Genomic DNA, 19,899 nt, shown 5'->3' with positions numbered 1-19,899 from the left:
TCGCATGACGCAATCGTTGCCGTATAAGCAAATACAATGAAAAAAAGTTATCTTCAGCCGTCCATATTGTCTCATTTTGGTATACGATAGCGACGTATTTTCCCTCCTTGTTCGGAAATAGATAATGAGTCAACAACACACAACCCAGGCTTCTGGCCAGGGGATGCTGGAACGCGTGTTTAAACTGCGCGAACATGGCACGACGGCACGGACCGAAGTGATCGCCGGTTTTACCACCTTCCTGACGATGGTTTACATCGTTTTTGTTAACCCGCAAATTCTCGGCGTTGCTGGCATGGACACCAGCGCCGTCTTCGTCACCACCTGTCTGATTGCTGCGTTCGGCAGTATTCTGATGGGGCTGTTTGCTAATCTTCCAGTTGCGCTAGCACCAGCTATGGGCCTGAACGCATTCTTCGCCTTTGTCGTTGTGCAGGCGATGGGCTTACCGTGGCAGGTCGGGATGGGTGCAATCTTCTGGGGCGCAATTGGTCTGCTGTTACTGACAATCTTCCGTGTTCGCTACTGGATGATTGCCAACATTCCGGTGAGTCTGCGTGTGGGGATCACCAGCGGTATCGGCCTGTTCATTGGCATGATGGGGCTGAAAAACGCAGGTGTGATTGTCGCTAATCCGGAAACGCTGGTGAGTATCGGTAATCTGACTTCTCACAGTGTGCTGCTGGGTATCCTCGGCTTCTTCATCATCGCCATTCTGGCTTCACGTAACATTCACGCAGCGGTGCTGGTTTCTATCGTGGTGACAACGCTGCTGGGCTGGATGTTGGGTGATGTGCACTACAACGGCATTGTCTCCGCGCCGCCGAGCGTGATGACCGTGGTGGGGCATGTGGATTTAGCTGGTTCATTCAACCTCGGACTGGCTGGCGTGATTTTCTCTTTCATGCTGGTTAACCTGTTTGACTCCTCCGGTACGCTGATTGGCGTGACTGATAAAGCAGGTCTGGCGGATGAGAAAGGTAAATTCCCGCGCATGAAGCAGGCGCTGTATGTCGACAGTATCTCTTCCGTGACCGGTTCGTTTATCGGTACGTCTTCTGTTACGGCGTATATTGAATCTTCTTCCGGCGTTTCCGTTGGTGGGCGTACTGGTCTGACGGCAGTGGTTGTTGGTTTGCTGTTCCTGCTGGTTATCTTCCTGTCGCCGCTGGCGGGGATGGTGCCTGGCTACGCCGCGGCTGGCGCGCTGATTTACGTTGGCGTACTGATGACATCAAGTCTTGCGCGTGTGAAATGGCAGGATCTCACCGAATCCGTTCCGGCGTTTATTACTGCCGTGATGATGCCGTTTAGCTTCTCGATTACCGAAGGTATTGCGCTGGGCTTTATCTCCTACTGCGTGATGAAAATCGGTACAGGCCGTCTGCGCGACCTTAGCCCGTGCGTGATTATCGTGGCGCTGCTGTTTGTGCTGAAAATTGTCTTTATCGACGCCCACTAAAATCGATAGCGCCTTAAAAACCTGCCATGCATGATTGCTGGCGGGTTTTTTATTTAGATCTTAACGCGTTGAATAAACTCTCCAAATGCGGTCAACTGCCCGGTCAGGTGGTCTAGCGTTCCCTGATCAATCACTTCTCCTGTCTGCGGATCGACTTTGTTCTGAATCACACCGCCCATAAACTCTGGTTTGTTCATCACCATTGCATCCAGGAAGACCAGAATCTGGCGCAGATGATACTGACAGCGTGCGCCGCCAATTACGCCCATTGAGCTGGTCTGAATCAACACCGGTTTACCGGCCAATGGCTGATCGGGCAGGCGGGAAAGCCAGTCGATGGCATTTTTCAGTCCACCCGGCACCGAGTAGTTATATTCCGGCGTCACGATCACCACACCATCTGCCTGACGAATCTGTTCCGCCAGAGCTTCAACCGTTGCTGGAAAACCGTCTTCCTGCTGTACGTCTGCGTCATATAAGGGAATGTCAGCAATAGATGGCAACGCGTTAACTTCCATACCCGCTGGGGCAATTTTCGGCAGCGTACGTGCAACCATGCCATTAAATGAACCTTTGCGCAGGCTTCCCAATAACGTAACCACCTTCAATTTTTCAGACATGATGACTCCTGTGGTTGTCTATCAATTTGGCAAAAATGACTTCACGGTAGAGAGCTGGGCAAAACGCATCATCCGGCTGGTAGGATTATTGGCGCGGCTGTGAATATCCGGCAGGCTTTTCCAGCCTTGCTTGCCATCAAACTCCCAGACATTGAGCTTTTCAATCGCTGGGCTGACCGCCACGGACCATACCAGCACTTCCTCTGCGTCGCATATCGCTTCTACATGATTTACATGGGCACATTTCAGGCGTCCCGCAATGGGCATCAACTGCAGATTTCGCGGGTCGTCATTCAAAACATCACCGGTAAGTTTTAGCACGCTTCGGCGCAGCGTGATGAGCTGCGCTCGCGCTTCGTTAGGATCGTTTTGCTTACTGATCCATAGTGATTCATTGCTGGAAAAAGCATGGTTATCGGGCGCGTGAGGGCTATGAAACCCGCGAGTCGCGCGCTGTAGTTCCATATCGAGGCCACATTCACCTTCAGTTGTTAACGCCACTCCGACCATGTTTCCGGCATAGGCTATTGAAAATGATGGTAAATTTTTATCGTGGAAAACCGGTTTTCCTTTAGCTTGGGTGACGATTTCCGGCAATTCACTAATGCCGTACAGCAAGAACATCAGTTCTGCGAGTAAACCTCTGGACGCCAGGAAACGACTTTGACGATGAGGGGGAAGATTTAGGGCTTCTTGATGACACTGGGAGGGTAGACGAACAGATATCAGGTGTCCTTCCGTTAAAATCCCTCGGGCAAAGTGAGTCGCCATTTTTCGCTCCATGCTTAATGGTCCATTATGAATACAGAGTAATCATTTACTAAAATTATGGACAGACTAAAGCGGCGAAAAGTTCGATTCAGACAAATTTATTACATGGTTTTTACATTTTATCGCGAAATGTGGTCGCATTTTATACGATTTAATTATGCCATCGAGGCGTAAAGATTTTTAATGGTTTCCCGTAACCAGACGATCTTCGGGTTATGGCTGTTCCGTTTGTGCCACAGCAGAGTAAACGGCACTTCCAGCTTTTTTTGCTGGATTTCGTCAAACGGGAGAGGGAGTGCAACCAGTGGAGGCTGGTGGAGTTGGTTGTAGTACTGACAGTAGCGCGGTGCGGTCGCCAGTAGCAGATTGTCGGGCTGCGCCGCCATAAATAGTGACTGCTCGAATTCCGGCAGACTCATGGCAATCGTGCGTTCGCGTCCTGATTCCTGCAACACATTGTCCAGCGCCCAGGTATCGCTCAGTTCCCAGCAAATGCTGATATGTGGATAACGTAAAAAAGTATCCAGATCCCATTCTTCACGCAGCGCCGGATGATCTTTGCGCAACCAGACGCACGGTAAGTCTGTAAATAATACGTCATAATCAATAGACAACGGCAGAAGACTAAGCTGTTCTCGCGAGCGGGGGTGGCTTTCTCGTCCGGTAAAGCCGATATCCACTTCGCCACGAATAATTGCATCCAACGAGTCATAATCCCAGTTGCGCAGTTTAATCGTCGCCTGTGGGTAACGTTGGTAAATATGTTTCGACAGCGCATTAAACATAATCATCATCAGCGGCGATTCTGCTGCCAGCTCAAACTTCAGACCACGTGGCGTTTGGTGGTGCGGTTTATCCAGCAGCAAATTGCTCATTTGCATCCACTCCGCCAGATTTTGCTCCATGCTGACCATCAGCGGCGTTGGCGTCAGGCCCAGCGGTGAGTTCACAAAGAGCAGGTCATCAAACCATATCCGAAGCTTTGCCAGAGATTTGCTCACCGCCGAAGGCGTCACATTCATCCGCTTCGCCGCTTTGGTCACGCTGCGCTCCTGCATCAGCAGTTGCAGGCAGAGCAGCAAATTCAGATCAAGTGTGGTGATGGATTTCTTCATGAGCGGTAACGGGGCGTCCAGGCGCGACGAGCATAATCAGCAACAGGCTCACTATGCTACAGGCAATCAGAATCCCGATCAGCATATTCCATGCGCCTACGCCGACTACCGCCGCTAGCCAAATCCACAGTGATGAACCGCAAACCTGTGCAATGCCTAATGTCGAACTGGCTACGCCCGCGCGTAATGAAAACGGCCCTAACGCCTGACTCATTGCCACGCCGAATCCCACCGAAAAACCAGCGCAAATCAACGTGATGCCAAACAGCGAAACTGCATGGGAAGGCGAAACCGCAAGGATGATTCCCGCCGCCAGAAATAACACCTGCGAGGTGATCATCAACGTACGTGGCTTAAAAATCCCCAACGCAAATGGCGTGGAGAACGATACGGCCATGCTGACACCTGCGGTCAACGCCATAATGGTGGCGTATTCTCCGCGCGCAAAGCCCATGATTTCCATCAGCAATACTGGCGACGTATTCACGAAGGTAAGGATGACTGAGACGCTGAGGGTGGTGATAAGCACTCGGCTGAGGAAAAAGCGGTTAAGCAACGACTCGGTATTTTCTCGTGTTTTGCCCGAAGCGACAGGTGCCGCAGGGCGGGTTTCTTTTAAAATAAATAATGACAACATGAGTACCGCGACACCCATCAGCGCCATTACCCAGAACAGGCTCTGCCACGGGAACTTAAGCATAATCAGGTGGCCAAGCACTGGCGCTAACACCGGAATGATGCAGGTAATGCCGTTGAGTAATGACAGCACTTTTGCCCGACGTCGATCGTCCAGCGTGTCGCGTAAAATCGCGAATGCCACCACGTAACAACAGCCCGCGCCGAGTCCCTGCAGAAAGCGTCCTGCAAGAAATAACGCGCTGGTTTCAGCCAGTGAACAGAGCACAGAGGCGATAATAAATAGCGCCGCGCCGGGGATGGCGACAGGTTTTCTCCCTGAACGGTCGGCCACTTTACCGGCAAATAACATTGCTGCTGCCATCCCCGCAAGGTAAACGGAGAACGCAATATGCAACTGCGCTTCGCTGGCATTGAGATCGGCTGCGATGCGCGGTAAGCCGACCAGGTACATATCAATACCTGCGGGATAGAGTAAAACCAGGGCAAAACTACAAATTAAAAAGCGGGACATGGGATAAAGCGTCCTGACGGGAAGGTGACGCAAAGCATACGTGGTGAAGGAGAATCAGGCGAGTTGCCATTTGGACAAAAGAGATTTCCTTTCAGGCAAGAAGCTAGTGGATGGCTGGCTTCAGGTTGTTGATAAAGTGCACTTTATTCATGCCGGATGCGGCGTGGACGCCCTATCCGGCCTACGAAAATACGCAAATTCAAAACATTACAGGGATAAGGTAGGCCTGATAAGCGTAGCGCATCAGGCAATTTTACGTTTGTCATCAGTCTTAAGCCAGCGAATGACCGCTGGCTTCTTTAAGGGCTTAGCCGAATTTAGGTAACACGTTAAAGACGTTGCCGAACCAGCACAAAATCACGGTAATACCAAAGATAATGACAATCGCCGGAATAAGATTGCCGCCCCAGACCGTGAATATCTGATTGGGAAACTTCTTGCGAGCTTTGATTGCCAGTACCGCAGGGATAATGACCGCCCAGATGGTGGCGCACAGTCCGGCACCGCCAATCCCGTAAATAAAGCCATTCGGGAAGACGAGATACAACAAAGCGGGTGGCAGGAAGGTTAACAGCACGGTTTTGAAACGTCCGCCGTGGGAGTTATCAATCTTAAACAGATCCGCCAGGTAATCGAACAGCCCAAGCGTGACGCCAAAAAACGAACTGGCGACAGCTAAGTTGGAGAACACCAGCAGGCAAAATTCGATAATGCCATGCTGTTTGGTGCCGAGGAACGTTTTTACCAGTGAATCAACGTTGCCGCCCGAGGAGATGATCGCTTTAAAACTTTCTCGCGAGATATTCCCCATCGTGCAATAAAGCCAGAAGAGATAAATCACCAGTGCCAGCAGCGAGCCGAAAACCACGCTTTTGATTAGTTTATCTTTCTTTTTGCCATAGCAAATAATCAGACTGGGAATATTGCCGTGGAAACCAAATGACGCCAGACACACCGGCAAAGCCATAAAGATATACGGGAAGTAAGACGTTCCCGCAGTGGTGCTGGTGGAATCGCGCAGAATGGAATAATCGACCTGGAAGAAGAATGAACCAAACACGATCACAAAGGAGATAATCTTCAGCCCGAGGAACAACGAGGTAATACGACTGGCGGCTAAAGAGCTTATCCACAATACGCTGGCAACGAAAATGGCCGTACAGATCCCGACAATGCGTGGATTAGCGTGATAGCCCAAATTCATCGATATCGTTTCGCTAATGATTGCGCCGTTAGCAGAGATATAGGCATAAGTGAGAATATAGAGAACGAAGGCAACGGTAATACCGCTAATAATGTTCCAGGTGTTGCCAATTAAATCTTTGGTGATGGTGTTAAAACTGGAGCCGACGGGATAATTTAAGTTTGCTTCTAATAATAATAGCCCTGAATGTAACATTGAAAACCAGGCGATAATAAGAATAAAAGCGCCCCAAAAAAACCAGGCACCGGCAAGGTCAACAGGTAAAGCAAACATCCCACCGCCAATTACTGTACCGGCTATAACCATAACACCCCAAAATGCAGAGTGCTTTTTTTCTGATTGATCAGTCATGATGCCACCTTTAGAGGAAGGCTATTTTTGTTATTGAGGATGTAGGGGAAATAGAGTGGCTAACATCCTTATAGCCACTCTGTAGTGTTAATTAAACTTCTTTCAGTTTTGCGGTGAAGTGACGCAATACTTTTGGTTCGTAGGTAAAGGTTAATCCTTTAATATTTGTCGCGTTCTCTTTCACATGTTTGAAGGCTTCAATAATGAAGTCCATATGTGTTTGGGTATATGTTGCGCGTGGAATGGTTAAACGCAGCAGTTCTGCCGGGCAAGGCAGTTGTTTACCGGTTTTCGGATCGCGACCTAACAGGAAGGAACCAATTTCTACCGCACGGATACCGGCAACTTTATACAGCTCGCACGCCAGTGCCTGTGCCGGGAATTGATCTGCCGGGATATGTGGCAACAGTTTACCGGCATCAACGAACGCCGCATGACCGCCCGCCTGCTGGCATACTACGCCAATCTCTTCCAGACCATCGACCAGATACTGCACCTGCGCAATACGATAAGCCAGCCAGTCATGGTTCATGCCGTCATACAGCCCCACCGCCAGACGCTCCATCGCACCGCCTTCCAGACCACCATAAGTCGGGAAGCCTTCCTGCACTACGCACAGCGTTCTGCATTCGGTGTAGACATCGAAGAAGCTGTCGTCTTTCACGCACAGCAGGCCGCCCATCGGCACCATCGCATCTTTCTTGGCGGACATCGCCAGCATATCGGCATATTTATAGGTTTCGCGAGTGATCTGCTCGATAGTCCAGTCTTTATATTCCGCTTCACGCTGTTTGATGAAATAGGCGTTTTCGGCAAAGCGTGCGGAGTCCATTACCACCGGAATATCGTATTTCTTCGCGATGCTGTACATCGCTTTCATATTTGCCAGTGAAACCGGCTGGCCGCCTGCGGAGTTGCTGGTAATGGTCGCAACGATATACGGCACGTTATTCGGGCCAACTTCTTCAATACCGCGTTCTAATCCTTCGAGGTCAAAGTTGCCTTTAAAGTCGTAACGTACGCCAGTATCGAAGGCTTCTTTGATATAGACGTTACGCACGGTACAGCCGTTAATCTGGCTATGGCCCTGAGTGGTATCGAAGAAATAGTTAGAGAACGCCACCATTTTGCTGCGATCCAGACCTTTTTCCTGCTCGCGTTTTTTAATCAGTACTGGAATATAGATTTGCTCTGCGCCACGGCCCTGGTGGGTCGGAATAGTGTATTGATAACCAAAGATATTTTTTACTGACTCGGCTAACGCGTAGTAGCTGCGGCTGCCACTGTAGGCTTCGTCGCCGCGCATCATCGCAGCCTGCATACTCTGCGTTACCGCCCCGGTGCCGCTGTCGGTCAGTAAATCGATAAACACATCTTCGCTATCCAGCAGGAACGGGTTCATACCAGATTTAATAATCGCTTCTTCACGGTAAGCGCGAGTCGTACGTTTTACTGGCTCAATAACACGAATGCGGAACGGTTCAGGGAGATGTTTAAAGTTTTCCATTGCATAATCCTTCATTTATTTTAATTACAGTGATCCCTGTGAATATTGCGTCTGCAATAACCATTAATTCACCATAATTATGTATACGAGTACATTTATTTAGACGAGCAAATAGATAAAGCAATAATGGCTTGTCTAAAAGGTAAAATTAAGGCATGGCAAACTAATAGATCACATTGAATCTAATTGGTTTGGCTCTGGTGATGGCTACAGAAGGGCAAATTAAGGGCGGTGATCGACAATCTTGTTGTCAATATTGAACCACTTTGAGGTCACACATATATGTAAGATATTCATAATGCACTTATCCTCGAAAGACATGTTGCTACACTATTACATTAAGATTTTTATATCTATTCCTAAGTTTATTAAATGTGAATCGAATCACAATCGTTCGAGATTCATTATTAAATGTTTTTTCAGAAAAATACGCGGCATTAAAATTTTAATGTTTATAAGATGAATTGATTAATAAAAAGAATGCAAACAGGAAAACAAAGCCGCATCCTGACTACCAGATGCGGCTTCGTAAGTGCGGTTACTTACCAATACAGAAGCTGGAGAAAATCCGCCCCAGTAGGTCGTCAGAGGTAAACTCCCCGGTAATCTCGCTCAAGTTCTGCTGCGCCAGGCGCAGCTCTTCCGCCAGCAATTCGCCCGCCCATGCGCCCAACAGCTGTGCTTTACCTTGCTGCAAATGCTCCGCTGCCTGTTCCAGTGCCTGTAGGTGGCGACGACGCGCCAGGAAGCCGCCTTCCATGTTGGTGTCAAAGCCCATACTCTGTTTGAGATGGTTACGCAGCACGTCCACACCTTCACCAGTTCTTGCCGAGAGACGAATTAACGCGTGACCGTTCACTTCGCTCATTCCCAGCGTTTCGCCGGTGATATCGGCTTTATTGCGCACGACGGTGATCGGTAGTTTGGCGGGCAGACGGGCGATAAATTCCGGCCAGATCACTGCCGGATCAACGGCATCCGTGGTGGTGCCATCAACCATAAACAGCACACGGTCGGCTTGTTCAATTTCCTGCCATGCGCGCTCGATACCAATACGTTCCACTTCATCGCTGGCTTCGCGTAGCCCGGCGGTATCGATGATATGCAGAGGCATCCCGTCAATGTGGATATGCTCGCGCAGCACGTCACGCGTGGTTCCGGCGATATCCGTCACGATCGCCGCTTCACGCCCAGCCAGCGCGTTCAGCAGGCTCGATTTACCGGCGTTAGGACGTCCGGCAATCACCACTTTCATCCCTTCGCGCAACAGGCTGCCCTGACGAGCTTCGGCGCGTACCGCGTCAAGATCGGCAATTACGCCATTGAGCTGGGCTTCAATTTTGCCGTCGGAGAGGAAATCGATCTCTTCATCGGGGAAATCAATCGCCGCTTCGACGTAAATACGCAGGTGGGTAAGGGCTTCTACCAGATGATTAACCCGTGCGGAGAACGCGCCTTGCAGCGAATTAAGCGCCGAACGGGCCGCCTGTTCCGAGCTGGCATCGATCAGATCGGCAATCGCTTCTGCCTGGGCTAAATCAAGTTTATCGTTAAGAAACGCGCGTTCTGAAAACTCGCCAGGGCGGGCAATTCGCAGGCCGGGAATGGTCAGAATACGTTTTAACAGCAGGTCGAGGATCACCGGACCGCCATGACCCTGCAGTTCCAGCACATCTTCGCCGGTGAACGAGTTCGGGCCAGGGAACCATAGCGCAATCCCCTGATCGAGCACGCTGCCGTCGGCGTCTTTAAACGGAAGATAATCGGCGTAGCGCGGCTTAGGCAGTTTACCCAGCACGGTTTCGGCAACTTCACGGGCTTTGAGGCCGGAGATGCGCAGGATGCCAACGCCGCCACGTCCCGGAGGCGTGGCCTGGGCTACGATAGTGTCATTATCGCTCATGATGTTCCTGTTGCTTTGTGTGGCGGATGCGCGGTGCTTATCCGCCCTACGAAAAGAAAAAAGGCGGTCAACTGACCGCCCTTATTTTAGCGAAAACTCACCGAATCAGGATTTTTTCTTCTCGCGGCTATGCAGGCCACGTTTTTCCAGACCACGGTAAATCAGCTGCTGCTGAATAATGGTAACCAGGTTGCTGACGATATAGTACAGCACCAGACCTGACGGGAACCACAGGAAGAACACGGTGAAGATGACCGGCATAAAGGTCATGATCTTCTGCTGCATCGGGTCGGTCACAGTGGTCGGCGACATCTTCTGAATGAAGAACATCGTTACGCCCATCAGGATCGGCAGGATATAGTACGGGTCCTGTGCAGACAGGTCGTGGATCCACAGTGCGAACGGTGCCTGACGCAGTTCAACGGAACCCATCAGCATGTAGTACAACGCCAGGAAGATTGGCATCTGGATAATCAGCGGGAAGCAGCCGCCCAGCGGGTTAACCTTCTCAGCTTTGTACAGCGCCATCATTTCCTGGCTGATACGCTGTTTGTCATCGCCCAGACGCTCACGCATAGCCTGAATCTTCGGCTGCAGCATACGCATCTTCGCCATGGAGGTGTACTGCGCTTTGGTCAGCGGGTACATGATGCCACGAACGATAAAGGTGATGATGATAATGGAGAAGCCCCAGTTACCCACAAAGCTATGGATCCATTTCAGCAGTTTGAACAGCGGCTGAGAAATGAACCACAACCAACCGTAATCAACGGTCAGATCCAGGTGCGGAGCAACAGCTGCCATTTTGTCCTGGATTTCCGGGCCAACCCACAGGGTGCTGTTCATCGCGCCAGTCTGACCAGGCTGAACCAGTACCGGCTGAGATTTATAGCCGATAGCGGCGATGCCGTTACCCAGATTAGCGGTGTAGAAGTTGTTGGTGCCGTCGTTATGCGGGATCCACGCAGTCGCGAAATACTGTTGCAGCATCGCCACCCAACCACCTTTCGAAGAGATGTTCAGGTTTTCGTTATCGGCAATGGTATCGAACTTGTATTTCTCGTACTTCTCGTCAGGCGTGGAGTACGCTGCGCCACGGAAGGTATGCAGTGCGAAGTTGCTGCTTCCAGTGTCGAGATGCGGTGGCAGATTGATGGATTGCTTCAACTGACCAAAGGTGGAGATCTCCAGCGGTTTTTCGCCAGCGTTCTGCACGTTGTAGTTGACGTTGACAGCGTAATCACCACGTTTCAGGACAAACGTTTTGGTAAACGTGTTGCCTGCCGCGTCGGTATACGTCATCGGCACCTGCAGTTCGTTTTGGCCTTCAGCCAGCACATAAGCGTCTTTTTCAACGTTATACAGCGGACGCGGGCCGTTAGCCGGGTTATCCGGGCCATCACGACCGGTCAGACCGCTCTGTGCCTGATAAATAAACTGCGGTGAAGTTTCCAGCAGCTGGAACGGCTGGGTAGAGTTCAGCTCTTTCGGGTAAGCCGGGAGCAGAGCCTGTTCAACATCACCACCACGGGTGTTGATGGTCAGATCAAGTACGTCGGTCTTAACCGAAATCAGTTTCCCCTGGCCACTGGCCGGTACGCCCTGGTCGGCGGCGCTACCCGCTGCGGTGGTCGTTGTCTGCGTGGTCTGTTGGGCCTGAGGTTGCGGGTTTTTATCCTGCTCCCAAGCTTGCCAGATCATGAAAGACACGAACAGCAAAGCGATGACTAAAAGATTGCGTTGCGAATCCATCGTTAGTGTTCTCTGGTATCAAATGGTCCGGGCGGGACGGGATCGTCACCACCAGGGTGTAAAGGGTGGCATTTTAATACGCGTTTCACCGTCAACCAACTGCCTTTTATCACTCCAAACCTGCGCAATGCCTCAATTCCGTAGCTTGAACAGGTTGGAGTGAAACGACAATGCGGCCCGAGTAGCGGACTAATCAGGCGTTGATAGACCCGAATGAGGGCTATCAGGACCCGCGAGCCAGGCGACAGTGGCGGCGCCATAATTTTTCCAACGCTTCCGAGAGAGCACGGTTATCGAGGTCGGCAACCCCTTTTTTCGCCACCACCACGAAATCCATAGCCGGGAGTTCATGTTGGCGCAGACGGAAGCTTTCACGCGTCAGACGTTTAATCCGATTGCGTTCATGCGCGCGTCGAACGTTTTTCTTGGCGACAGTAAGACCGATACGGGGATGCCCCAGCGAATTCAGGCGGCCGAGAATGGTAATTTGCGGCGTGCCAGCCCGTTGTGGCTGCTGGAAGACGAATGTGAATTGACTGGGAGTTAACAAACGTAACTCCCTGGGAAATGCGAGCTTAACCACGCAGGGGTTAGCTATATTACTTAGAAACGGTCAGACGAGCGCGGCCTTTAGCACGACGACGTGCCAGAACCTGACGACCATTTTTAGTAGCCATACGAGCACGGAAGCCGTGAGAACGGTTGCGCTTCAGTACAGACGGTTGAAAAGTGCGTTTCATGGCGATTTCTACCTAAACTTGAATAAATTCAATGGCTTTATTGGATATCCGCCGAAAAATGAAACGATGGACACCGAAGCCATGGGTGATTAAAGAGGCCGGATTGTAATAATTGTACACTCCGGAGTCAATTCTCTTTCCTTATTTACCGCGCTTTTCCGCACCTTTTCGCTGGGAAAATGTACGGCTTCACACCAGTGAAAACCAGCATGGCGCGCCGGGGCGAGGATTATACGGGCTACCGGGTAAAGCGCAAGGATCGTCCAGGATCTTTCTTAGATCGATTAAGCCTAATTTTGTCTAAGGTCATTAAATTTTCCAATATGCGGCGTAAATCGTGCCCGCCTTGCGGCAGGATCGTTTACACTTAGCGAGTTCTGGAAAGCCCTGTGGATAAATCGGGAAAATCTGTGAGAAACAGAAGATCTCTTGCGCAGTTTAGGCTATGATCCGCGGTCCCGATCGTTTTGCAGGATCTTGATCGGGCATATAACCGCAGACAGCGGTTCGTGCGTCACCCTCATGCAGGGTCTTTTCGACGTGCGTCAACAATCATGAATGTTTCAGCCTTAGTCATAATCGACTTTTGTTCGAGTGGAGTCCGCCGTGTCACTTTCGCTTTGGCAGCAGTGTCTTGCCCGATTGCAGGATGAGTTACCAGCCACAGAATTCAGTATGTGGATACGCCCATTGCAGGCGGAACTGAGCGATAACACGCTGGCCTTGTACGCGCCAAACCGTTTTGTCCTCGATTGGGTAAGGGACAAGTACCTTAATAATATCAATGGACTGCTAACCAGTTTCTGCGGAGCGGATGCCCCACAGCTGCGTTTTGAAGTGGGCACAAAGCCCGTGACACAAACGCTGAAAGTCCCTGCCAGCAATACAGTTGCACCCGCTCAGGCAGCGCAGGTGCAGCCGCAACGTGCTGCGCCTTCTACGCGCTCAGGCTGGGATAACGTTCCGGCTCCGGCAGAACCGACCTATCGTTCCAACGTCAACGTTAAACATACGTTTGATAACTTCGTCGAAGGTAAATCTAACCAACTGGCGCGCGCGGCGGCTCGCCAGGTGGCAGACAACCCGGGCGGCGCCTATAACCCGCTGTTCCTTTATGGCGGCACGGGGCTGGGTAAAACCCACCTGCTTCATGCGGTGGGTAATGGCATTATGGCGCGCAAGCCGAATGCCAAAGTGGTTTATATGCACTCCGAACGCTTTGTTCAGGACATGGTAAAAGCCCTGCAAAACAATGCGATCGAAGAGTTTAAACGCTACTACCGTTCCGTTGATGCGCTGCTGATCGACGATATTCAGTTTTTCGCCAATAAAGAACGATCCCAGGAAGAGTTTTTCCATACCTTTAACGCCCTGCTGGAAGGTAATCAGCAGATCATCCTCACGTCGGATCGCTATCCGAAAGAGATCAACGGTGTTGAGGATCGTTTGAAATCTCGCTTCGGCTGGGGGCTGACTGTAGCGATCGAACCGCCAGAGCTGGAAACCCGCGTGGCGATCCTGATGAAAAAGGCCGACGAAAACGACATTCGTTTGCCGGGCGAAGTCGCGTTCTTTATTGCCAAGCGTCTACGATCTAACGTACGTGAGCTGGAAGGGGCGCTGAACCGCGTCATTGCTAACGCCAACTTTACCGGACGGGCGATCACGATTGACTTCGTACGTGAGGCGCTGCGCGACTTACTGGCTTTGCAGGAAAAACTGGTCACCATCGACAATATTCAGAAGACGGTGGCAGAGTACTACAAGATCAAAGTCGCGGATCTCCTTTCCAAACGTCGATCCCGCTCGGTAGCGCGTCCACGTCAGATGGCGATGGCGCTGGCGAAAGAGCTGACTAACCACAGTCTGCCGGAGATTGGCGATGCGTTTGGTGGTCGTGACCACACGACGGTGCTTCATGCCTGCCGTAAGATCGAGCAATTGCGTGAAGAGAGTCACGATATCAAAGAAGATTTCTCTAATTTAATCAGAACATTGTCATCGTAAACCTATGAAATTTACCGTAGAACGTGAGCATTTATTAAAACCGCTACAACAGGTGAGCGGTCCGTTAGGTGGTCGTCCTACGCTACCGATTCTCGGTAATCTGCTGTTACAGGTTGCTGACGGTACGTTGTCGCTGACCGGTACTGATCTCGAGATGGAAATGGTGGCACGCGTTGCGCTGGTTCAGCCGCACGAACCAGGGGCGACGACCGTTCCGGCGCGCAAATTCTTTGATATCTGCCGTGGTCTGCCTGAAGGCGCGGAAATTGCCGTGCAGCTGGAAGGTGAGCGAATGTTGGTGCGCTCCGGGCGTAGCCGTTTTTCGCTTTCCACTCTGCCTGCGGCGGATTTCCCGAACCTCGATGACTGGCAGAGCGAAGTCGAATTTACCCTGCCACAGGCGACGATGAAGCGTCTGATTGAAGCGACCCAGTTTTCTATGGCGCATCAGGACGTTCGCTATTACTTAAACGGTATGCTGTTCGAAACCGAAGGTGAAGAACTGCGCACCGTGGCGACCGACGGACACCGTCTGGCGGTCTGTTCAATGCCAATTGGTCAGCCTTTGCCGAGCCATTCGGTGATCGTGCCGCGTAAAGGTGTGATTGAACTGATGCGTATGCTCGACGGCGGCGACAATCCGCTGCGCGTGCAGATTGGTAGCAACAATATTCGCGCCCACGTTGGTGACTTTATCTTCACCTCGAAACTGGTGGATGGTCGCTTCCCGGATTACCGCCGCGTTCTGCCGAAGAACCCGGACAAACATCTGGAAGCAGGCTGCGATCTGCTCAAGCAGGCGTTTGCTCGCGCGGCTATTCTCTCTAACGAGAAATTCCGCGGTGTGCGCCTGTATGTCAGCGAAAACCAGCTGAAAATCACCGCCAACAACCCGGAACAGGAAGAAGCGGAAGAGATCCTCGACGTTACCTATAGCGGTGCGGAGATGGAAATCGGCTTCAACGTCAGCTATGTGCTGGATGTTCTGAACGCGCTGAAATGCGAAAACGTGCGCATGATGCTGACCGATTCGGTTTCCAGCGTGCAGATTGAAGATGCAGCCAGCCAGAGCGCGGCTTATGTTGTCATGCCAATGAGACTGTAATGTCCCTCACCCGCTTGTTGATCCGCGATTTCCGCAACATTGAAACCGCGGATCTCGCTTTATCTCCCGGCTTTAACTTTCTGGTAGGTGCCAACGGCAGTGGCAAAACCAGCGTGCTGGAAGCCATCTATACGCTCGGCCATGGTCGGGCGTTTCGTAGTTTGCAGATTGGTCGCGTTATTCGCCACGAGCAGGAGGCGTTTGTGCTCCACGGGCGTTTGCAGGGCGAAGAGCGCGAGACGGCGATTGGCTTAACCAAAGACAAACAGGGCGACAGCAAAGTCCGTATCGACGGTACTGACGGGCATAAAGTCGCGGAGCTGGCGCACCTGATGCCGATGCAACTGATAACGCCAGAAGGGTTTACTTTACTCAACGGCGGCCCCAAATACAGAAGAGCATTCCTCGACTGGGGATGCTTTCACAACGAACCCGGATTTTTCACCGCCTGGAGCAATCTCAAGCGGTTGCTCAAGCAGCGCAATGCGGCGCTGCGTCAGGTGACACGTTACGAACAGCTACGCCCGTGGGATAAAGAATTGATCCCGCTGGCAGAGCAAATCAGCACCTGGCGCGCGGAGTATAGCGCCGGTATCGCGGCCGATATGGCCGATACCTGTAAGCAATTTCTCCCTGAGTTTTCTCTGACTTTCTCTTTTCAGCGCGGCTGGGAGAAAGAGACAGAGTACGCTGAGGTGCTGGAACGTAATTTTGAACGCGATCGCCAGCTAACCTACACCGCGCACGGCCCGCATAAAGCGGACTTACGCATTCGCGCCGACGGTGCGCCGGTGGAAGATACCTTATCGCGTGGGCAGCTTAAGCTGCTGATGTGCGCCTTACGTCTGGCGCAAGGAGAGTTCCTCACCCGTGAAAGCGGGCGGCGGTGTCTCTACCTGATAGATGATTTTGCCTCTGAGCTTGATGATGAGCGTCGCGGGCTGCTTGCCAGCCGCTTAAAAGCGACGCAATCACAGGTCTTTGTCAGCGCGATCAGTGCTGAACACGTTATAGACATGTCGGACGAAAATTCGAAGATGTTTACCGTGGAAAAGGGTAAAATAACGGATTAACCCAAGTATAAATGAGCGAGAAACGTTGATGTCGAATTCTTATGACTCCTCCAGTATCAAAGTCCTGAAAGGGCTGGATGCGGTGCGTAAGCGCCCGGGTATGTATATCGGCGACACGGATGACGGCACCGGTCTGCACCACATGGTATTCGAGGTGGTAGATAACGCTATCGACGAAGCGCTCGCGGGTCACTGTAAAGAAATTATCGTCACCATTCACGCCGATAACTCTGTCTCTGTACAGGACGACGGGCGCGGTATTCCGACCGGTATTCACCCGGAAGAGGGCGTATCGGCGGCGGAAGTGATCATGACCGTCCTGCACGCAGGCGGTAAATTTGACGATAACTCCTATAAAGTGTCCGGCGGTCTGCACGGCGTTGGTGTTTCGGTAGTAAACGCCCTGTCGCAAAAACTGGAGCTGGTTATCCAGCGCGAGGGTAAAATTCACCGTCAGATCTACGAACACGGTGTACCGCAGGCTCCGCTGGCGGTTACTGGCGACACCGATAAAACCGGTACGATGGTGCGTTTCTGGCCCAGCCTCGAAACCTTCACCAATGTGACCGAGTTCGAATATGAAATTCTGGCGAAACGTCTGCGTGAGTTGTCGTTCCTCAACTCCGGCGTTTCCATTCGTCTGAAAGACAAGCGTGATGGTAAAGAAGACCACTTCCACTATGAAGGCGGTATCAAGGCGTTCGTTGAGTATCTGAACAAGAACAAAACGCCGATCCACCCAAATATCTTCTATTTCTCAACCGAAAAAGACGGTATCGGCGTTGAAGTGGCGCTGCAGTGGAACGATGGCTTCCAGGAAAACATCTACTGCTTTACCAACAACATTCCGCAGCGTGACGGCGGTACTCACCTGGCAGGCTTCCGTGCGGCGATGACCCGTACCCTGAACGCCTACATGGACAAAGAAGGCTACAGCAAAAAAGCCAAAGTCAGCGCCACCGGTGACGATGCGCGTGAAGGCCTGATTGCGGTCGTTTCCGTGAAAGTGCCGGACCCGAAATTCTCCTCCCAGACCAAAGACAAACTGGTTTCTTCTGAGGTGAAATCGGCGGTTGAACAGCAGATGAACGAACTGCTGGCGGAATACCTGCTGGAAAATCCGACCGACGCGAAAATCGTGGTTGGCAAAATTATCGATGCTGCCCGCGCCCGTGAAGCTGCGCGTCGCGCTCGTGAAATGACCCGTCGTAAAGGTGCGCTGGATTTAGCTGGCCTGCCGGGCAAACTGGCGGACTGTCAGGAACGCGACCCCGCGCTCTCTGAACTGTACCTTGTGGAAGGGGACTCTGCGGGCGGCTCTGCAAAACAGGGGCGTAACCGCAAGAACCAGGCGATTCTGCCGTTGAAAGGTAAAATCCTCAACGTCGAGAAAGCCCGCTTCGATAAGATGCTGGCCTCCCAGGAAGTGGCGACGCTGATCACCGCGCTTGGCTGCGGGATTGGTCGTGACGAGTACAACCCGGACAAACTGCGTTATCACAGCATCATCATCATGACCGATGCGGACGTCGACGGCTCGCACATTCGTACGCTGCTGTTGACCTTCTTCTATCGTCAGATGCCAGAAATCATTGAACGTGGTCACGTTTACATTGCCCAACCGCCGCTGTACAAAGTGAAGAAAGGTAAGCAGGAACAGTACATTAAAGACGATGAAGCGATGGATCAGTACCAAATCTCCATCGCACTGGATGGTGCTTCCTTACATACCAACGCCAGCGCACCAGCTTTAGCGGGCGAAGCGTTAGAAAAACTGGTGTCTGAGTACAATGCGGCGCAGAAAATGATCGTGCGTATGGAGCGTCGTTATCCGAAAGCAATGCTGAAAGAGCTTATCTATCAGCCAACGCTGACGGAAGCCGACCTCTCTGATGAGCAGACCGTTACCCGTTGGGTGAACGCGCTGGTCAGCGAACTGAACGACAAAGAACAGCACGGCAGCCAATGGAAGTTTGATGTCCACACCAATGCCGAGAAAAACCTGTTCGAGCCGATTGTTCGCGTGCGTACCCACGGCGTGGATACTGACTACCCGCTGGATCACGAGTTCATCACTGGTGGCGAATATCGTCGTATCTGCACTCTGGGCGAGAAACTGCGTGGCTTGCTGGAAGAAGATGCGTTTATCGAACGTGGTGAGCGTCGTCAGCCGGTAGCCAGCTTCGAGCAGGCGCTGGACTGGCTGGTGAAAGAGTCCCGTCGCGGCCTCTCCATTCAGCGTTATAAAGGTCTGGGCGAGATGAACCCGGAACAGCTGTGGGAAACCACTATGGACCCGGAAAGCCGTCGTATGCTGCGCGTTACCGTTAAGGATGCGATTGCCGCCGACCAGCTGTTCACCACGCTGATGGGCGACGCCGTTGAACCGCGTCGTGCATTTATCGAAGAGAACGCACTGAAAGCGGCGAATATCGATATTTAATGGCGTTAACAATGCGAGCGTGCCTGATGCGCTACGCTTATCAGGCTTACAAGACTCATGCAATATATTGAATTTTCATGATTTTGTAGGCCGGAGAAGGCGTTAACGCCGCATCCGGCAAGAAGCTATAAGAAAAGGGCGGAGATCATCTCCGCCCTTTTTATTCCTGTTATCCGCAATTATCATCCCGCAGAACTATACTTTTTGAGTCAACGCGTAACGCTTTACAGGTGATTATCATGGGGCTTTTTGATGAAGTTGTAGGTGCCTTTTTGAAAGGCGATGCGGGGAAATATCAGGCGATTTTAAGTTGGGTCGAGGAGCAGGGCGGCGTTCAGGTACTGCTGGAAAAACTGCAAAGTGGCGGCTTAGGTGCCATTCTCACAACCTGGTTGAGTAATCAACAAAGCAATCAACCGGTGAGCGGCGAACAACTGGAATCGGCACTTGGCACAAATGCGGTGTCCGATCTTGGACAAAAACTCGGTGTTGATACCAGTGCTGCTTCCAACATGCTGGCGGAACAATTACCGAAGATTATTGATGCTCTATCGCCGCAGGGCGAAGTTTCGCCGCAAGCCAATAACGATCTGCTTTCCGCAGGCATGGAGTTGCTAAAAGGAAAACTTTTCAGCTAAGCAAAAGGGGGACACGCAACGCGCGTTGCATCCCCCTTTTCCCTCGGGTGTTGTACTG

The 19,899-nt window shown here is 51.7% G+C and carries 18 protein-coding genes; 6 read left to right on the top strand and 12 right to left on the bottom strand.

What is annotated here, in order from left to right; genetic code table 11:
• Positions 1 to 124: 124 nt before the first annotated feature.
• On the top strand, positions 125 to 1,462 hold the full coding sequence (adeP, locus tag FEK66_RS01230) for an adenine permease AdeP (protein WP_064525932.1): 1,338 nt from the start codon (positions 125 to 127) through the stop codon (positions 1,460 to 1,462).
• A gap of 53 nt (positions 1,463 to 1,515) precedes the next feature.
• On the opposite strand, the gene yieF is transcribed toward adeP, so the two are convergent.
• The 12 genes from yieF to rpmH form a co-directional block, all read right to left on the bottom strand.
• Complete coding sequence (yieF, locus tag FEK66_RS01225) at positions 1,516 to 2,082, bottom strand: class I chromate reductase YieF (RefSeq protein ID WP_130235770.1); 567 nt, start codon at positions 2,080 to 2,082, stop codon at positions 1,516 to 1,518.
• Positions 2,083 to 2,103: 21 nt separating this feature from the next.
• Complete coding sequence (locus tag FEK66_RS01220) at positions 2,104 to 2,853, bottom strand: 4'-phosphopantetheinyl transferase superfamily protein (RefSeq protein WP_130206812.1); 750 nt, start codon at positions 2,851 to 2,853, stop codon at positions 2,104 to 2,106.
• Positions 2,854 to 3,008: 155 nt separating this feature from the next.
• Positions 3,009 to 3,968 carry an HTH-type transcriptional regulator YidZ gene (gene yidZ, locus FEK66_RS01215; RefSeq protein WP_135495431.1) on the bottom strand — a complete coding sequence of 320 codons (960 nt, stop codon included), beginning with the start codon at positions 3,966 to 3,968 and terminating at the stop codon, positions 3,009 to 3,011.
• Positions 3,943 to 5,118: a multidrug efflux MFS transporter MdtL gene (mdtL, locus tag FEK66_RS01210; RefSeq protein ID WP_135495430.1), complete on the bottom strand. Its 1,176-nt coding sequence runs from the start codon at positions 5,116 to 5,118 to the stop codon at positions 3,943 to 3,945. The genes yidZ and mdtL overlap by 26 nt, the downstream gene beginning before the upstream one ends.
• 307 nt (positions 5,119 to 5,425) lie before the next feature.
• A complete protein-coding gene (gene tnaB / locus FEK66_RS01205; RefSeq protein WP_130261116.1) occupies positions 5,426 to 6,673 on the bottom strand; it encodes a low affinity tryptophan permease TnaB in 1,248 nt (415 codons plus the stop codon).
• Between the two features lie 91 nt (positions 6,674 to 6,764).
• Positions 6,765 to 8,180 carry a tryptophanase gene (gene tnaA / locus FEK66_RS01200; RefSeq protein ID WP_130206804.1) on the bottom strand — a complete coding sequence of 472 codons (1,416 nt, stop codon included), beginning with the start codon at positions 8,178 to 8,180 and terminating at the stop codon, positions 6,765 to 6,767.
• A gap of 222 nt (positions 8,181 to 8,402) precedes the next feature.
• Positions 8,403 to 8,477 carry a tryptophanase leader peptide gene (gene tnaC, locus FEK66_RS01195; RefSeq protein ID WP_001364348.1) on the bottom strand — a complete coding sequence of 25 codons (75 nt, stop codon included), beginning with the start codon at positions 8,475 to 8,477 and terminating at the stop codon, positions 8,403 to 8,405.
• Positions 8,478 to 8,718: 241 nt separating this feature from the next.
• On the bottom strand, positions 8,719 to 10,083 hold the full coding sequence (mnmE, locus tag FEK66_RS01190) for a tRNA uridine-5-carboxymethylaminomethyl(34) synthesis GTPase MnmE (protein WP_135495429.1): 1,365 nt from the start codon (positions 10,081 to 10,083) through the stop codon (positions 8,719 to 8,721).
• Positions 10,084 to 10,188: 105 nt separating this feature from the next.
• Positions 10,189 to 11,835 (bottom strand): membrane protein insertase YidC, encoded by a 1,647-nt coding sequence (gene yidC / locus FEK66_RS01185; RefSeq protein WP_064525945.1) that lies wholly within the window; start codon positions 11,833 to 11,835, stop codon positions 10,189 to 10,191.
• Between the two features lie 2 nt (positions 11,836 to 11,837).
• Complete coding sequence (yidD, locus tag FEK66_RS01180) at positions 11,838 to 12,095, bottom strand: membrane protein insertion efficiency factor YidD (RefSeq protein ID WP_001307474.1); 258 nt, start codon at positions 12,093 to 12,095, stop codon at positions 11,838 to 11,840.
• Complete coding sequence (gene rnpA, locus FEK66_RS01175) at positions 12,059 to 12,418, bottom strand: ribonuclease P protein component (protein WP_000239730.1); 360 nt, start codon at positions 12,416 to 12,418, stop codon at positions 12,059 to 12,061. Before rnpA ends, yidD begins: the two co-directional genes overlap by 37 nt.
• A 16-nt stretch (positions 12,419 to 12,434) precedes the next feature.
• Entirely contained in the window at positions 12,435 to 12,575 is a 141-nt protein-coding gene (rpmH, locus tag FEK66_RS01170; protein ID WP_000831330.1) for a 50S ribosomal protein L34, read from the bottom strand.
• A 606-nt stretch (positions 12,576 to 13,181) separates the two neighbouring features.
• Here rpmH and dnaA point away from each other — a divergent pair.
• The 5 genes from dnaA (at position 13,182) to FEK66_RS01140 (ending at position 19,841) form a co-directional block, all read left to right on the top strand.
• Positions 13,182 to 14,582: a chromosomal replication initiator protein DnaA gene (gene dnaA / locus FEK66_RS01160; RefSeq protein ID WP_000059100.1), complete on the top strand. Its 1,401-nt coding sequence runs from the start codon at positions 13,182 to 13,184 to the stop codon at positions 14,580 to 14,582.
• A gap of 4 nt (positions 14,583 to 14,586) precedes the next feature.
• Positions 14,587 to 15,687 (top strand): DNA polymerase III subunit beta, encoded by a 1,101-nt coding sequence (dnaN, locus tag FEK66_RS01155; protein WP_135495428.1) that lies wholly within the window; start codon positions 14,587 to 14,589, stop codon positions 15,685 to 15,687.
• Positions 15,687 to 16,760 (top strand): DNA replication/repair protein RecF, encoded by a 1,074-nt coding sequence (gene recF, locus FEK66_RS01150; RefSeq protein WP_000060112.1) that lies wholly within the window; start codon positions 15,687 to 15,689, stop codon positions 16,758 to 16,760. Before dnaN ends, recF begins: the two co-directional genes overlap by 1 nt.
• Before the next feature lie 28 nt (positions 16,761 to 16,788).
• On the top strand, positions 16,789 to 19,203 hold the full coding sequence (gene gyrB, locus FEK66_RS01145; protein ID WP_130206798.1) for a DNA topoisomerase (ATP-hydrolyzing) subunit B: 2,415 nt from the start codon (positions 16,789 to 16,791) through the stop codon (positions 19,201 to 19,203).
• A gap of 239 nt (positions 19,204 to 19,442) precedes the next feature.
• Complete coding sequence (locus FEK66_RS01140) at positions 19,443 to 19,841, top strand: YidB family protein (RefSeq protein ID WP_205712815.1); 399 nt, start codon at positions 19,443 to 19,445, stop codon at positions 19,839 to 19,841.
• Positions 19,842 to 19,899: the final 58 nt, after the last annotated feature.

Source organism: Escherichia sp. E1130 (assembly GCF_005781065.1).
Lineage (GTDB): Bacteria > Pseudomonadota > Gammaproteobacteria > Enterobacterales > Enterobacteriaceae > Escherichia.
Note: the sequence above shows the minus strand (reverse complement) of the source record. Positions and strands in the feature narration are given on the sequence as shown.